Annotated in this window: 13 protein-coding genes; 10 read left to right on the top strand and 3 right to left on the bottom strand. The window is 36.6% G+C overall.

Annotation, left to right across the window (positions count from 1 at the left end; genetic code table 11):
* Positions 1–18 precede the first annotated feature (18 nt).
* From HHL23_RS00850 to HHL23_RS00840, 3 genes are read right to left on the bottom strand one after another with little or no spacing between them, the layout of a single operon-like run.
* Complete coding sequence (locus tag HHL23_RS00850) at positions 19–1,278, bottom strand: protein O-mannosyl-transferase family (protein ID WP_169232949.1); 1,260 nt, start codon at positions 1,276–1,278, stop codon at positions 19–21.
* 40 nt (positions 1,279–1,318) lie between these two features.
* A complete protein-coding gene (locus HHL23_RS00845) occupies positions 1,319–2,578 on the bottom strand; it encodes a protein O-mannosyl-transferase family (protein ID WP_169232948.1) in 1,260 nt (419 codons plus the stop codon).
* A 1-nt stretch (position 2,579) separates the two neighbouring features.
* On the bottom strand, positions 2,580–3,089 hold the full coding sequence (locus HHL23_RS00840; protein ID WP_169232947.1) for a DUF2480 family protein: 510 nt from the start codon (positions 3,087–3,089) through the stop codon (positions 2,580–2,582).
* 163 nt (positions 3,090–3,252) lie between these two features.
* Between HHL23_RS00840 and lpxB the strand changes: the two genes are divergently transcribed.
* The 10 genes from lpxB (at position 3,253) to HHL23_RS00790 (ending at position 15,782) form a co-directional block, all read left to right on the top strand.
* Positions 3,253–4,356, top strand: coding sequence for a lipid-A-disaccharide synthase (gene lpxB, locus HHL23_RS00835; protein ID WP_169232946.1), 1,104 nt, complete (start codon positions 3,253–3,255; stop codon positions 4,354–4,356).
* Between the two features lie 55 nt (positions 4,357–4,411).
* The gene (locus tag HHL23_RS00830; RefSeq protein WP_169232945.1) at positions 4,412–5,500 is read left to right on the top strand and encodes a glycoside hydrolase family 99 protein; all 1,089 of its coding nucleotides are present in this window, start codon (positions 4,412–4,414) and stop codon (positions 5,498–5,500) included.
* A 281-nt stretch (positions 5,501–5,781) separates the two neighbouring features.
* A complete protein-coding gene (locus HHL23_RS00825) occupies positions 5,782–7,551 on the top strand; it encodes a ComEC/Rec2 family competence protein (protein ID WP_169232944.1) in 1,770 nt (589 codons plus the stop codon).
* A gap of 143 nt (positions 7,552–7,694) precedes the next feature.
* Positions 7,695–8,357, top strand: a complete 663-nt coding sequence (locus tag HHL23_RS00820; protein ID WP_034701962.1) for a succinate dehydrogenase cytochrome b subunit — start codon at positions 7,695–7,697, stop codon at positions 8,355–8,357.
* A gap of 15 nt (positions 8,358–8,372) precedes the next feature.
* Positions 8,373–10,385 (top strand): fumarate reductase/succinate dehydrogenase flavoprotein subunit, encoded by a 2,013-nt coding sequence (locus HHL23_RS00815; RefSeq protein WP_169232943.1) that lies wholly within the window; start codon positions 8,373–8,375, stop codon positions 10,383–10,385.
* A 24-nt stretch (positions 10,386–10,409) separates the two neighbouring features.
* Positions 10,410–11,177 carry a succinate dehydrogenase/fumarate reductase iron-sulfur subunit gene (locus HHL23_RS00810; RefSeq protein ID WP_034746785.1) on the top strand — a complete coding sequence of 256 codons (768 nt, stop codon included), beginning with the start codon at positions 10,410–10,412 and terminating at the stop codon, positions 11,175–11,177.
* A 316-nt stretch (positions 11,178–11,493) separates the two neighbouring features.
* On the top strand, positions 11,494–13,017 hold the full coding sequence (locus tag HHL23_RS00805; protein ID WP_169232942.1) for a TlpA family protein disulfide reductase: 1,524 nt from the start codon (positions 11,494–11,496) through the stop codon (positions 13,015–13,017).
* Positions 13,018–13,186: 169 nt separating this feature from the next.
* Entirely contained in the window at positions 13,187–14,593 is a 1,407-nt protein-coding gene (rlmD, locus tag HHL23_RS00800) for a 23S rRNA (uracil(1939)-C(5))-methyltransferase RlmD (RefSeq protein WP_169232941.1), read from the top strand.
* Between the two features lie 78 nt (positions 14,594–14,671).
* The gene (locus HHL23_RS00795) at positions 14,672–15,148 is read left to right on the top strand and encodes a DUF6452 family protein (RefSeq protein WP_169232940.1); all 477 of its coding nucleotides are present in this window, start codon (positions 14,672–14,674) and stop codon (positions 15,146–15,148) included.
* Complete coding sequence (locus tag HHL23_RS00790) at positions 15,114–15,782, top strand: DUF6048 family protein (protein WP_169232939.1); 669 nt, start codon at positions 15,114–15,116, stop codon at positions 15,780–15,782. Before HHL23_RS00795 ends, HHL23_RS00790 begins: the two co-directional genes overlap by 35 nt.
* The last annotated feature ends 54 nt before the right edge of the window (positions 15,783–15,836 follow it).

Here is a 15,836-nt window from a genome sequence, read left to right as displayed (position 1 = left end):
TTTCACTCACAATTATTGTTAAAGTTTTTTAATCTCTTCTTCTGAATATCCTTTGCTTTTTAAGAGCTTGATATAATCGTTGGCTCCATTGATCATCCAGCGCATTGGATCCGGAGATTTCTTTTTATCAATAATGAATTCCAAAATACCCACATTGTTATTCATCCAGGGAACTAAATAATAATTAAGACCGCCTTTGTATTCTTTAGCAGCATGAAAGTTTCTTCCTTTTTCTGTTAAAAATGCTGCCTTATAAGAAACAAAATAGAACAGAGGAATGAGAAGACAGGCCCACGAGAATTTTTTTAGTGTGACATATTTAGGTAATGAAAGTCCATATCCGATAGACAGTGCAAAGATCATATTGAAGGGAAGGAAAAACACATAATTATCTGAAACAGCATAAAAAGTAGAGAATCCGTACACGCAGAAAGCACCGGCGAAGAATACAAAGAACATTTTCTTATCCGATTTATACAATGCGATCATTCCCATGATTCCGAAGAATACGAATATATTGAAATTATAGATAAGATAGGCAAAGGATTGTACAAAGTCTATGAGATACTGTGTAGGTGTTTTCTTAAACGTATTCTGTATCCAATCCTCTCCTTCAGAAGTGTAGGGAGAGTTAAAGGAAAGGCCTTGTGAAACATTTACAACAGTTAATAATAAGAACAGTACCACAAAAATAATCAGGGAAGGGTAGGCATATTTTTTTTCATCTTTAAAATAATATAAAAATACCAATAGGGCAGGAATCAGTAAGATGTTCTGAATATGAAGCCAAAGACTTATCCCTAAAAATAGTCCACTTAAAATGATGTAATTTTTCTTATGCTCCGTAAAGGTTTTGACCATTGAGAAAAAGAAAAGACTCAGCCATAGACAATTATAGGTGTATACCTCTACAATTTCTGCATTTCGCCAAAATGAAAAACTGAATCCGAAAACAAAAGCAGCTGTGATAGACACCCAATCTTTTTTTGTAATGCTTTTTACCGTAAGATAAATAACAGATACCGTAGCAGCAGCAGAACCAATAATTAAAAGCCTGCTTGTAGCAATACCATCCAGTCCGGTGATATTCTTCAGCAGAATAGCTGTATTTACGTAAAGAATGTGTGTGATAGCTGTAGCTACTGTTTTGTATTCACCAAGCTCTACACTGTGCACAAATCCCACACAATCTGCAAACGGAATCCTTGTGAAGCTTCCTGCATAATAAATAGCTATGAAAATGAAAAATATAAATACAGCGTATAAGTTTTTAAACATAAATTAATTCTTTATAATTAGGAAAGCAGAACTATAATTGTTAAAGTTTTCTGAGTTCTTCTTCCGTATACCCTTTGGTTTTCATCAGCTCTATATATTCACGGGCAATCGTTGTCATCCATTCTACAGGCTCCGGAGCCGTTTTTTTATCAATAGTGAATTCCAGAATACCTGCGTTGTTGTTCATCCATGGAAGGATAAAATAATTGAGACCTCCCTTATGTTTTTTAAACGCGTGGAATGCCCTTCCTTTTTCCGTTAAAAAAACCGTTTTATAAACAGCCAGATATCCCAGAGGGATAAGCAGGCATATCCATGAAACCTTTTTCAACGCGGTATATTTTGGAGCCGAAAGTCCGTATCCCACAGAGAGTGCAAAAATAATATTAAAAGGAAGAAAGAAAACATAATTATCCGAAACTGCATAAAATGTAGAAAAGCCATACACACAGACAGCTCCGGCAAGGAATACAAAAAATATTTTTCTGTTCGCACGATATAATAGAAAAGCGCCTGTTATACCAAAAAAGGTAAACAGGTTGAAGTTATAAATAAGATAGGCAATGGATTTGAAAAAATCTTTGACATATTGAAAGAACGTCTTTTTGAAAGAATCCTCCACCCAGGTTCCGTAATCAGAATTATAAACAGAATTGAAAGGCAGTCCCTGTGACATATTCACGATGAACAGGGATGAAAAAAACAGTCCGAAAATCAACAGTGAGCCATATATGTATGTTTTCTCTTTTCTGAAGTAAAAAAGAAAAATTAAAAATGCAGGGATCAGCAGTATATTTTCGATGTGCACCCATAGGCTGATTCCCAAGAATAATCCACTTAAAAGAATATATGTTTTTTTGTTGTCTACAAACGTTTTGATCACTGAAAAGAAAAAAAGACTCAGCCACAGACAATTATAGGTGTATACCTCTACAATTTCCGCATTTTTCCAAAACGAAAAACTGAATCCAAAGACAAAGGCGGCGGTGAGTGATGCCCATTCTGTTTTCGTAATACTTTTAATGGTGAGATAGACGACTGAAACCGTTACTGCCCCACAAAAAACAACAAGAAACCGGCATGCCTCAATGGCATTGAGACCGGTCAGATTTTTAATAACAATAGCCGTATTGATGTAAAGAGAGTGTGTTGTAGCTGCAGAAGTGGTAATCCATTGGCCTTTTTCTACATCCAGGATAAAACCGATAGAGTCTACAAACGGAATTTTAGAAAAACTTCCGGCATAATAAATCACTGAAAAAATCAGCAGAAGAAGTATAGCCGATACATATTTCTTCATACTAATTCTTTACAATAGGAACATTTGAGCATGCCTCACCAAACATCAGTGATTTTACCAAAGGTTTTAATTGCTCGACCAGTTCTATATAAGCATTTTCAGGAATTTCTTTATCAGAGCAGCCCTTTACCAGAACTCTCTTGCCTCTCATATCTTCAAAATCGAAGGTCTGGATCGCATTATGCATCAAAATAACTTCCAGATCTTCCTGATTTCCGAAGACAATCTTTTTAGCTACATCCGTTAGCTTAGCCGTTAGCACAAAATAAGCCCACAAGGGGATGATAGTGTCCACAGAATTGTAAATGTATATGTATGCGTCTTTATATTCCTCAGTATCTATCGCATCTACTTTTTCCCTGAAATCTTTTTCCTTCAGGATCATCTCCTGGAAAAGAAAATCTTTAAGATCAATACCTTTTCTTATCCCCTTAGGAACCAGAGTGGCTAGGTCGAAATTAACAAGACCGCTTTCGGCAACTTTATTTCGGATTTCAAATTCTTCTGACATTTTTTATCATTATCTTTGGACAAATTTACAAATTAAGATCATGAAAACCTTAATTTGTTCTCTATCCTTACCATAGAAACCTCCCATGATTCAAAATCATTCTATAAAATGAAATCAAAAGGTTCCTGATGGCCATAAAAAACAAATAAAGATTTCGGAAGAAATGAAATATTACATTATTGCAGGAGAAGCTTCCGGAGATCTTCATGGGAGCAATTTAATGAAAGCCCTTTTACAGAAAGATCCGCAGGCGGATATCAGATTCTGGGGTGGTGATCTCATGAAAGCCCAAGGGGGAACATTGGTAAAACATTACCGGGATCTCGCTTTTATGGGATTCCTCGAAGTAGCTATGAATTTGAGGACGATTCTGAACAACATCAAGTTCTGTAAAGAGGATATAAAAAAAAATAAGCCTGATATTCTTATTCTGATCGATTATCCCGGATTCAACTTAAGGATCGCAAGGTTTGCAAAAGAACTTGGGATCAAAGTGGTCTATTATATTTCGCCTCAACTCTGGGCCTGGAAAGAAAGTAGGGTAGAGACTATTAAAAAGTATGTAGATGAAATGATGGTCATTCTTCCCTTCGAAGAAGATTTTTATAAAAAACATGGTGTCCATTCCCATTTTGTAGGACATCCGCTCCTCGATGCTATTTCCAGTCTGAAAGATATCAGTACAGAAGAATTTAAAAAAGAAAACGGACTAAACGAAAAGGAGATCATTGCGCTTCTCCCGGGTTCCAGAAAACAGGAGGTAGAGAAAATGCTTGAAATAATGCTTTCTGTGAGACCCCATTTTAAAAAGTACCAGTTTGTGATTGCCGGGGCACCAAGTCTTCCAAAAGAATTCTATCAAAAATATGTGGACGACAATGTTCATTTTGTTTCCAACAGAACCTATGATTTGCTAAGATGCTCGAAAGCGGCACTGGTGACTTCAGGAACCGCGACATTAGAAACAGCATTACTCAATATTCCTGAAGTGGTTTGCTATCGTGGAAGTAAAATTTCTTATGCCATTGCCAAGAGATTGGTGAAAAACATTAAGTATATTTCACTGGTCAATCTGATCATGGATCGGGAAGTGGTGAAGGAGCTGATCCAAAATGAGCTGAATAGCAAAAATCTGGTTGAAGAGCTCAATAAAATTATAGATGGAGGGAAAAGAAATCAGATTCTGGATGATTACAGTCTTTTAAGAGAAAAATTAGGCGGAAAAGGAGCCAGTGAGAAGGCTGCTGAGGTCATCCTAAATGTTTAAAACACAATCTTATTGATAATGCTGATGGTTTTTGTAGATTTAAATTTTTATTAAAATGAATTTTAAAAGCTTATTAGCATTCATCCTGGTAACAGGTGTTTTTCTGACAAATTTTGCTCAAAATACCAAATCCCGTGATAACGTACAGATTTTCTATTACGGATGGTACGGAAATCCCACAATTGATGGGAGATATTATCACTGGAATCACGATATTTTACCGCATTGGAGCAATCCAAAATGGAATAACCTCGGAAATTACAAGGGAGCAGACGATATTGGTGCGAATTTCTATCCGGCTTTGGGAAATTACAGTTCCAATGATCCTGAGATCATTAAAAAGCACATGAAAATGATCAAAGAATCTGGAGTCGGCGTCGTTGTTTTAAGCTGGCTCGGAAAAGATCCTTTTGTAGATAAAAGTATCATCAAATATCTTGATATAGCCGATCAGTTTGATTTGAAAATTGCTTTTCATATAGAACCCTTTTATAAAAACATTACTGAACTTAGAGATCAGCTTTCCTATCTTGTCAAAACCTATTCTCATCACCATGCTTTTTACAAAAAAGATGGAAAGCCCTTGTATTATATATACGACAGCTACAAAATTTCTCCGTCAGAATGGTCAAAGCTGCTTTCTGAAAATGGAGAAAAAACAGTTCGAAATACTGAATTAGACGGACTTTACATAGGTTTATGGGTAGAAAAAGAGCATTCATATTTTTTCGATAAATCAGGTTTTGATGGTTTCTACACCTACTTTGCCAGCGAAGGCTTCGTTTTTGGAAGTACCACTTCCAATTGGAGTTACCTTTCCCAATATGCAAAAGACCATCACCTTATTTTCATTCCATGTGTTGGGCCTGGTTATTCAGATACAAGAATAAGACCCTGGAATGAAGCCAATTTCAAAAGCAGGGAAAACGGAAAATATTACGAAAAAATGTTTAATGCTGCTGCAAAAGTAAATCCGGATTTTATCGGGATCACTTCTTTCAATGAGTGGCATGAAGGAACACAAATAGAACCGGCAATTCCTAAAAAAGCTGGAGATTTCAAATATGAAGATTACGGAAAAGATTCTTGGTTTTACATCAAAGAAACAAAGAGGTTAAAAGATCAATTTTTAAGAAGCAAATAATTCTAAGAATTACAAATTATCAATAGATTTAATTCGCAGAAAAAGAAATTGTATTGAAAATTTTAATTTAAAGAATAAAAATGCTTTTACAGGCAATTTGAAAATATAAAGTTGTCTGACGCGGGCAACTTTTATTTTTTTATATAAAATGTAATTTCATAGTAAATAATCACGCCTCATATTATTCATCAATAGGGGAGATAGATTTGAAATCCTGCAAAATCCGTGTTATTTAATAATCAAATAAATAAGTACTTTTTGATTGTAAATAATAGCATTCATTGGACAAGCAACCTATTCTTATTCTGGCCATCTGTTTTATCCTCGGGATTTTTTTTCAGGATCAGTTGAAGGTGGATAAAAACTCCGTTTATTTTGTATCCGGATGCTGTTTGCTGCTTTTCGTCTTCACATTCTTCCATTCTTATCTCCTGCATAAAATAAAAGCAGGAATGTTGGGGTTACTGTTTTTTGGAGCAGGGATAATCCTTCATTTTTTCCATACTTTTTCGTCACATACTCTTTCGGTTTCTGAAAAAGTAGCTGTAACCTTTAAGATCTCAAAGAAATTAAATTCTACAGAGAAAAATAAAAAATACGAAGTCTATGCCCGTGCCGGAGAAGAAAATTTCAATGCCCTACTTTATATGCCCAAAACGCATCAGGAGTTGGATTTTAAACATTATTACAAAGCAGAGGCATATCTGTCAAAACCAAAACCCCCAAAGCATAATTTTCAGTTTGATTACGCGGCCTATTTGCAGCGGAAAGAGATTGAATATCAATGTTATATATCAAGCGATATTTCTTCAGTGATTAGAACTGATTTAAGCCTGAGCGAGCGAATTCAACAGCAGAGATTTGAAGTCTTGAAAAAGATTGATACGGCTGCATTATCTGCAAAGACCCGGGAGTTTTTGAAGGGAATTATTCTGGCAGACAGAACAGAAATGGACGCTGATACGGTACAGGATTTTAACAGGTCCGGAATGGTTCATCTCCTGGCTATTTCCGGGACCCATATCGTGGTTATTTTTGGGATGTTTTACTTCCTGCTGACCCGTTTCAGTCCCTTGCGTTTCAGGAAATATGCGGTTATTTCAAGTATAGCTTTTATCTGGCTGTTTGCCGGATTTATAGGCTTTGGAAACTCTGTAATACGCTCCTGTATCATGCTTACAGTGTATTTCGTCTATGTAATTCTTCAGCGAAAACCGGATTTACTCCACTCACTGTCACTGTCGGCTATGATGATCCTGGTTGTTGATACACAGCAGCTTTTTGATGTAGGTTTTCAGTTGAGCTTTCTCGCTGTTTTAGGAATCTTTTGGCTGAATCAGCCTCTTTTAAAATATTTCCCCCGGCAGGATGGTTATTTTAAAAAATTAATAATCAGTACCGTTACTATCTCTCTGTCCGCGCAACTGGCGACGCTTCCGCTGGTTCTTTATTATTTTCACCAGTTTTCTTTGGTTTCTATTCCTGCCAATATTCTGATTGTCCCCTTTTCAGAACTGCTCATTGTATTTTCTTTTTTGATGACAATTTTTATAGCACTGCAGGTCGATTTTACATGGATCAATTTTGCATATGACATATCAATCCAAGTTTTATTAAAACTTATTCACTGGTTTTCAGAGTCGGATTTACTGTTTTTTTCTGAAATCCCTATGAATATAGCGGAAGTCTTGTTTTTATCGGTTATTGTCTATAAGTTGAAACCATTGCTTTTAAATGTCGATTTGAAAAATTCACTCAGGCTGCTGACCATGATTTTGGTATTTTTTATGATCAGAACAGGATCCGATATTTTTGAAAATAAAAAAGAAGAAATGCTGCTTCATGACTTTAATAAAACCAAAGTGTTATCTGTAAAGAAAGGTGATAGAGCCTGTTTTTGGATGGATGAAAACGCGGATAAAAAGAAAATGGTCAGATTGATAGCCAGTCCATATTGTGCTTCAAGGCGTATTCGGAGTGTGGAAATAAAGACTTTTCCTCACACGGCACAAAAAGTAATGTACAACGGTAAGATGTATGATTTGAAATAATAACTGGCATTTTTCATTTTTTCCTTATATAATGCGGTAGATTGTTATTTAGAAAGATTACAAACTGGCTAATTGTGAGATTTCTCACTTCCCGATATTGTTAACATTTCTTAATTTTGTGGGAAATTCAAATTTAAACTTATATGGCAGGTTTAACGAGTTCTACGATAGGTAGAAAATATGCGATGGCATTATCAGCTCTATTTTTGCTGATCTTTCTTATACTGCATTTGACGACCAATTTGTTATCAGTCCTGAATCGTGATGCATTCAATACAGCATCAGATTTTATGGGCTATAATCCTTTTGTGCAGTTCTTAATGCAGCCTGTTCTTGGTTTTGCAGTTCTTTTCCATTTCATTATGGGATTTGTACTGGAAATTAAGAACAATAAAGCGCGTCCGATAAAGTACGCTTCAAACAACCCTTCCGTGAACTCTTCATGGATGTCCAGAAATATGATTATTTCCGGAGCAGTTGTTTTGGCTTTCCTAGCGCTTCACTTATATGATTTCTGGCTACATGAAATCAATTACAAGTACGTAGAAGGATTAGCTCCTGATGCAGAACGTTTCTGGCCGGAGTTACATGAGAAGTTTGCAGACCTTTGGAGAGTCGCTTTATATGTGATCTCTTTTGTTTTGCTTGGACTACATTTGGCTCACGGTTTCCAATCTTCGTTCCAGTCGATTGGTGCCAGACATCCGAAATATACTCCGGTAATTAAAGCTTTTGGAAAATGGTATTCAATCCTTATTCCTGCAGGCTTTATTTTTATTGCAATTTTTCACTTCGTAACTCAATAATATCAATATACCAATATGAGTAAATTAGATTCAAAAATTCCAGCTGGTCCTCTAAAGGATAAATGGAAAAATCATAAAGACCATATGAACCTTGTTGCACCAAACAACAGAGATAAGATTGATATTATTGTTGTAGGTACAGGTTTGGCAGGAGGTTCTGCTGCAGCTACATTAGCTGAACAGGGATATAACGTAAAAGCATTCTGCTACCAGGATTCTCCAAGAAGAGCACACTCAATCGCTGCACAAGGGGGAATCAATGCTGCTAAAAACTATCAGGGTGATGGTGACTCTACCTACAGATTATTCTATGATACCATCAAAGGTGGTGACTACAGAGCAAGAGAGGCAAACGTTTACAGATTGGCTGAAGTTTCTGCTAATATCATCGACCAGTGTGTTTCACAAGGTGTTCCTTTTGGAAGAGATTACGGCGGACAGTTAGATAACCGTTCATTTGGTGGGGTTCAGGTTAAAAGAACTTTCTATGCTAAAGGACAAACAGGTCAGCAGTTATTATTAGGTGCTTATTCTTCTTTAAGCCGTCAAATCGGTAAGGGTAGAGTAAAAATGTATAACCGTCACGAAATGCTAGATTTAGTGATTGTAGACGGAAAAGCAAGAGGGATCATCGCAAGAAACCTTGTAACAGGTGAGGTTGAAAGACATTCTGCTCATGCTGTAGTTATTGCATCAGGAGGATACGGAAACGTATACTTCCTTTCTACCAATGCAATGGGTTCAAACGTTTCTGCAGCATGGAAAATTCATAAAAAAGGAGCCTATTTTGCAAACCCTTGTTATGTGCAGATCCACCCGACTTGTATTCCTGTTCACGGAACGCAGCAGTCTAAGCTGACTTTGATGTCTGAATCATTAAGAAACTCAGGAAGAATCTGGGTTCCTAAAAAGATTGAAGATTCAGTAGCCATCAGAGAAGGTAAATTAAGACCTGAAAATATTAAAGAAGAAGATAGAGATTACTATTTAGAAAGAAGATATCCTGCATTCGGAAACTTAGTTCCTCGTGACGTTGCGTCTAGAGCGGGTAAAGAAAGATGTGATGCCGGTTTCGGAATCGAAAATAATGACACTAAAGAAGGAGTTTACTTAGATTTCTCTACAGAAATCATCAAAAAAGGTAAAGAATCTGCTATTGAAAAGCATATTCATAATCCTAGTGACCAGCAAATTTACGACCTCGGAAAAGCTTGGATTGAAGAAAAATACGGTAACCTATTCGTAATGTATGAAAAGATTACTGCTGATGATCCTTACAAAACTCCAATGAAGATTTATCCTGCCGTTCACTATACCATGGGTGGTGTTTGGGTTGATTATAACCTTCAGTCTACCATCCCTGGATGTTTTGTAATTGGGGAAGCTAACTTCTCAGACCACGGAGCCAACAGATTGGGAGCTTCTGCATTGATGCAGGGACTTGCTGACGGATATTTCGTACTTCCTTATACGATTGCAGATTATCTTTCTTCAGATATCAGAACAGGAACTATTCCTACAGATTCAGCTGATTTCGTTGAAGCTGAAAAAGGAATTAAAGATAAAATAGATTTCTTCTTAAATAATAAAGGAACTCATTCTGTAGACCACTTCCATAAGCAATTAGGAAACATTATGTGGAATAAAGTAGGAATGGGAAGAACTCCTGAAGGATTAAGAGAAGCAATTAAAGAAATTGAAGAAGTGAAAAACGATTTCTGGAAAAACGTAAAAGTTCCGGGAGACGTTGAAGGTATGAACACTGAGCTTGAAAAAGCATTCAGAGTAGCAGATTTTATTGAACTTGGACAATTAATGGCTATCGATGCATTACACAGAAACGAATCTTGTGGTGGGCATTTCAGAGAAGATCATGCTACTCCGGAAGGGGAAGCAGAAAGAGATGACGTCAACTTTAAATATGTAGGAGCTTGGGAATATCAGGGTGATGATATCAAACAGGAAGTTCTGCACAAAGAAGATCTTATCTATGACAACATCGAAGTTAAAGCGAGAAGTTACAAATAATCTCCAACCTATAAATATAACATTATGAGTGCAAAAAAAGGCCTTCATCTTACACTGAAAATTTGGAGACAGAAAAATAGCAAAACTAAAGGTCAGTTTGAGACCTATAAAATATCAGATGTTTCTACAGATTCTTCATTCTTAGAAATGTTAGACATCCTTAATGAGAATATTATTAACGAGGGAAAAGAACCTATCGCTTTCGACCACGATTGTCGTGAAGGAATTTGCGGAATGTGTTCTCTATACATCAATGGTAGAGCTCACGGTCCGGATACGGGTATCACGACTTGTCAGTTGCACATGAGAATGTTCAAAGATGGTGAAACCATCGTTATCGAGCCATGGAGAAGTGCTGCTTTCCCGGTTATTAAAGACTTAATGGTAGACAGAAGTGCATTCGACAGAGTAATGGCTGCAGGAGGTTTCATTTCAGTGAATACGTCAGGTAATACTTTGGATGCTAATGCTATTCCGGTTCCTAAAGAAGATGCAGACAAAGCCATGGATGCTGCTGCTTGTATCGGATGTGGAGCTTGTGTGGCTACTTGTAAAAACGGATCTGCAATGTTATTCGTTGGAGCTAAAGTTTCTCAGTTTGCTTTATTACCACAAGGTAGAGTAGAAGCTAAGAGAAGAGTTCTGAACATGGTGAAAGCGATGGACGAAGAAGGATTCGGAAACTGTTCAAATACCGGTGCTTGTGAAATTGAATGTCCGAAAGGAATTTCTCTTGAAAACATTGCCAGAATGAACAGAGAATACATGGCTGCTATGGTAGATAACGGATAGAACCTATTCAAATACATAAAAAATCGTCTTCACTATGGAGACGATTTTTTTATGCTATGCCTTTAGCTGTTAAAATTTGTTAAGTTGTTGAGAGGATAAGATATTCTTTATTTAATAAGTCTATATTTGGTGAGCACTTTTTATGAAAAGAAGAAGAATTATCATTCACGGAGTTCTTTTTATCTATTAAAATTTATGCTGAGAAAAAGCTCTCAACGTCCCTTTTCATAGGTTTTCATAAAATTTTCAAAAAAAATAAATAGTCTTAATCAACAAGCCGTAAAAAACGGTATTTTTGTGTAATATTAAAATTGAAATGAAAAAATATCTTTTATTGTTTATCATCACAGCTTTTGTGATGTCTTGTTCAAAAAAAGTTGAAGTAAAAGGAAAAATTGCTGGAAGTTCACCGCTCGAAAGAATTGAATTTGTTGAAGCTTCCGGTGTAGCAACACTTCCACTTGTTAATATAGGTTTAGATAAAAATGGAAACTTTACAGGAAGCTTCGATGCTCCTAAAGATGGAATGTACGTGATCAACTATGCAGGAAGACAAAATCTTATTTATCTTGAAGGCGGGCAGAAACTGAATATTTCAGGAAACGCAATGACCTTCCCAAATGAATTCGTAGTAACAGGAGATGCCAAGAAAAATAACGATTTCCTTCAGGCCAGCCAAAAATTTTTAGGGGAGTACGGAAGTAAAATCAATATTCAGCAGTTAATGGCAGGAGACGAGAAAACGTTCTTAAAAGGAGCGCAGAAAATCGAAGCTGATATTAACAAAAATGTAGATGATCTTGCTCAAAAAAATAACCCGGGTAAAGGAATCCTTGAGTGGAAAAAGAATGATGTGAAAGTAACCATTCTGAACCTTCTTGCCAATTATGAAATGGCACAACGTCAGATGTCAGGAAATCCTTCATTTAAAGTTTCCAAGCCTTTCCAGGATTATGAAACCAAACTGGAAGAGAACAAAGAGGTAATGGTAAAAACAATTCCATTATACAGACAATATTTACTTGTGAAAATGAGCCCTGACTTTCAAAAGTTTGCAGAAGCTAAAACTAAAGGAAAAACAGATGTTACTACTTCTGAAGTGTTCGCACAGTTCCTGAAAGACAGAAAAGGAATTTCACAGACCGCTAAAGAATATCTTTTAGCATTTGTTGTGGCTCAGGATATTCATCCGGGCGCTCCTGCAAAGAATACAGAGAAAATCAAAAAAATTATTGATACAGATATTAAAGATGCTTCTATCAAAGCTGACCTTGTAAAAATGCAGGTAGCGATCAATGGACTTAAAGTAGGAGAAGCTGCTCCGGAAGCTTCATTGGTAAAAGCAGACGGTAAATCTTACCAGCTTTCTGAAAATAAAGGGAAACCTTATATGTTGTTCTTCTATGCATCTTGGAACCCTTACATCAGTGAAGCTACAGTTCCGGTATTAAAAGAAGTTGTGAATTTCTACAAATCAAAAATGAATTTTGTTTTTGTAAACGTTGATGATACAAAAGATCAGTTTGTAAAAACCAGCAGCGCCTTATTAAAAGGAATTCCTGGAACAAATGTTTACGGAGAAAAAGGTCTGGAATCTGATATCGCTAAAAAATATGGCGTTTACGGATTCAAACTGCCTTGCTTTGTAGTAGTAGATAAAGACGGGAAAATTGCCAGCAGATCTTTTGTAAACTTAGGTGAGCAGGAGGTTGTCACAATTCTTGATAAACTTACAGGTCTTTCTGCGCCAAGAGCAGAACCTAATATACAAATGCAGCCGGGAATGCAAATGGCTCCTGCAGCACAGCCTGCAAATCCACAGCCTGCCCCTACAAAATAATAAACTTTAATATAGATGGAAACCTTATCTTCGGATAAGGTTTTTTTTATTGTATTTTTGCGGAATCAAACCGGAAGTTTTTTCGGATGTATTAGAAAAAATAGAAATAGAGATTTAGGAATGAAGCCGGAGGGTTTCTTCCGACCATTAAAAGAAATTGAGTTTACGGATGAGAAAGAAGAAAGATATAATTCTTGAAAATATTAAGTTGTTCGGTGCAGGGGCAAAAGGTGTTGCGATAGGAAGAACAGAAGAAGGAAAAACAGTACTGATCTCAGGCGCAGTCCCGGGAGATGTTGTTAATGCAAGAGTGAAAAAATCCAAGTCCAAATACTATGAGGCAGAAACCGTAGAAGTTGTAGAGCCTTCACCATTCAGAGTAGAGCCTAAATGTATTCATTTCGGGACATGCGGCGGATGTAAGTGGCAGAATATGAGCTACGAAAAACAACTGGATTTCAAACAGGAAGAGGTATACAATAATATCAAAAGAATCGGCGGAATTGAAGACTTTGAAACCGTTCCGATCTTAGGCGCTGAAGAACAGTATTTTTACAGAAATAAAATGGAGTTTTCTTTCTCAAACGCGAGATGGCTTACTCAATATGAAATAAGTTCAGAAGAAAACTTCGGAAGCAAAGATGCCCTTGGGTTCCATATTCCGGGAATGTGGAGTAAGATTTTAGATCTTAAAGAATGTTTCCTTCAGGAAGATCCATCCAATGCGATACGTCTGGCTGTGAAAAAGTTTGGAGTAGACAACGGACTGGATTTCTTTGATGTGAAAAATCAGGAAGGCTTTTTGAGAACCTTAATGATGAGACAAAACTCTAAAGGAGAGTGGATGGTTTTATTCCAGCTTTACAGAGAAGAGAAGAACAACAGAGAGCAGCTTTTCCAATACTTATTAGAGAAATTCCCGCAGATCAAAACGTTGGTGTATGCCATTAATCCAAAACAAAATGATTCTATCTACGATTTAAATGTTAATATTTATTACGGAGAAGGATTCTTAATGGAAGAAATGGATGGACTGAAGTTTAAAATCGGTCCGAAATCATTCTTTCAGACCAATTACAAACAGGCATTGGAGCTTTACAGAAAAACATTGGAATTTGCTGATCTGAAAGGTGATGAAGTAGTTTATGATTTGTATACAGGAACAGGAACTATCGCACAATATGTTGCCAGAAATGCAAAACATGTTATCGGTATAGAATCTGTTCAGGAAGCTATAGACGCTGCCATTGAACATGCAGAATTAAATGGCCTTACCAATACAACATTCTATTGTGGAGATATGAAAAATGTCTTTAACGATGAATTTATGGAAAATCATCCAAAAGCTGATGTTTTAATTACCGATCCGCCAAGAGATGGAATGCACCAGAAAGTGGTTGAGCAAATCCTGAAACTGGCTCCTGAAAAAGTAGTCTATGTAAGCTGTAATTCTGCAACGCAGGCAAGAGATTTAGCTTTAATGAAAGAACATTATACCTTGGTGAAAATATTACCTGTTGATATGTTCCCGCAAACGCACCATGTTGAAAACATAGCGTTGCTGATTAAAAAATAATTTTATTTAAATTTGAATTTCAAATCTTAATATGAAACGTCAGTTCCATCTGGCTCAATAAAAAATAAAAATATACAGATGAAATACTTTAAATTTCTCGTTATGATCTGCTTCATAGGAATGCTTTTCTCCTGTGGCGGAGAAGACGATATCTGTGAGAGCGGTGAAGGTACACCCAGAATGAAAGTTTCTTTTAAAAATCTGGCGAACGATAAAGTGAGAACCTTAGATTCATTATATGTAGCAGTAGACTACGGTTCTGGCAAAGTACAACTAGGGAAACTAACGAAAATTGATTCAAGGCTGATCCCGTTAAGGGTAGACGATTCACCTTATACGGATGTTTATTTCAGGCTTGCAGATAAAGGGACTGAATCTCACGTTCGGGTTACTTATACAACGAAAACCAAATATGTATCTCCGGGATGCGGGATTAAAAAAAGCTACGAGAATTTAAGTTCAGAATTAATACAATCAAATCCTGTCCTGAAAGTGGAAGCAGGACAAAACCAAATAGAGAATGAAGACAAGACTAATCTTTTCCTTCTTTTTTAGCATAATAGGAATACTGGGGCTGGCCCAGGAAAAAAAAGAGACCAAAGAAGCCAAAAAAGTTCAGGAGAAATACAAACCGAATTTTATGGTGGGTTTTGATGTTCTTAATACCGGAGCTTCTTTTTTTTCAGATAGAAAGCTTTACCAGGGTTTTATCTCCTCAAAAGTGAGAGGAAATGTTCATGCCATTGCAGAAGCCGGTTTTGAGAAAAATGTTTATCAGAAGAACGGTTATGATGCTAAAGCAAGCGGTCCTTTTGTAAAACTGGGTGCATTTTATATGCTCGCAAAAGATCTTGAAAATGAATTCAACGGTTTCTATGCCGGAGGTAAAATTGGCGGTGCATTCTACAACCAGGAATATATGGCAGTCCCTGTGCGTGGTTTTGGAGGAAGTGGTTCCTCTGTAGCATTCCCATCTTCTTCCCAAACTTCCGCCTGGGTAGAAGGTACGCTGGGTGGAAGAGTGCAGCTATTCGAGTCCAATTTTTATATAGATGTCAATCTTCAGCCAAGATATTTAGTGTATACTTCCAAACAGGATGATATTACACCCATGATAGTGCCGGGATTCGGTAAAAGTTCAGCTAAATTCAATATGGGGTTTGCATGGAATATTGCCTATAAATTTTAAAATAAAATGAGACTGATTCTTACTATTAATTAGACAATCCGTCTTTATTAAAAG

Origin of the sequence: Chryseobacterium antibioticum (assembly GCF_012927325.1) — a bacterium.
In the GTDB taxonomy this organism is placed as follows: Bacteria; Bacteroidota; Bacteroidia; order Flavobacteriales; family Weeksellaceae; genus Chryseobacterium; species Chryseobacterium antibioticum.
This window is presented reverse-complemented; position numbering and strand designations above follow the sequence as displayed.

Bases quoted from the DNA above. Each gene is read 5' to 3' on its own strand.
- HHL23_RS00810 (WP_034746785.1), top strand. From the start codon at position 10,410: ATGAGTGCAAAAAAAGGCCTTCATCTTACACTGAAAATTTGGAGACAG.
- HHL23_RS00815 (WP_169232943.1), top strand. From the start codon at position 8,373: ATGAGTAAATTAGATTCAAAAATTCCAGCTGGTCCTCTAAAGGATAAA.
- HHL23_RS00850 (WP_169232949.1), bottom strand. From the start codon at position 1,278: ATGTTTAAAAACTTATACGCTGTATTTATATTTTTCATTTTCATAGCT.
- rlmD (WP_169232941.1), top strand. From the start codon at position 13,187: ATGAGAAAGAAGAAAGATATAATTCTTGAAAATATTAAGTTGTTCGGT.
- HHL23_RS00805 (WP_169232942.1), top strand. From the start codon at position 11,494: ATGAAAAAATATCTTTTATTGTTTATCATCACAGCTTTTGTGATGTCT.
- HHL23_RS00795 (WP_169232940.1), top strand. From the start codon at position 14,672: ATGAAATACTTTAAATTTCTCGTTATGATCTGCTTCATAGGAATGCTT.
- HHL23_RS00845 (WP_169232948.1), bottom strand. From the start codon at position 2,578: ATGAAGAAATATGTATCGGCTATACTTCTTCTGCTGATTTTTTCAGTG.
- HHL23_RS00790 (WP_169232939.1), top strand. From the start codon at position 15,114: ATGAAGACAAGACTAATCTTTTCCTTCTTTTTTAGCATAATAGGAATA.
- HHL23_RS00820 (WP_034701962.1), top strand. From the start codon at position 7,695: ATGGCAGGTTTAACGAGTTCTACGATAGGTAGAAAATATGCGATGGCA.
- lpxB (WP_169232946.1), top strand. From the start codon at position 3,253: ATGAAATATTACATTATTGCAGGAGAAGCTTCCGGAGATCTTCATGGG.
- HHL23_RS00840 (WP_169232947.1), bottom strand. From the start codon at position 3,089: ATGTCAGAAGAATTTGAAATCCGAAATAAAGTTGCCGAAAGCGGTCTT.
- HHL23_RS00830 (WP_169232945.1), top strand. From the start codon at position 4,412: ATGAATTTTAAAAGCTTATTAGCATTCATCCTGGTAACAGGTGTTTTT.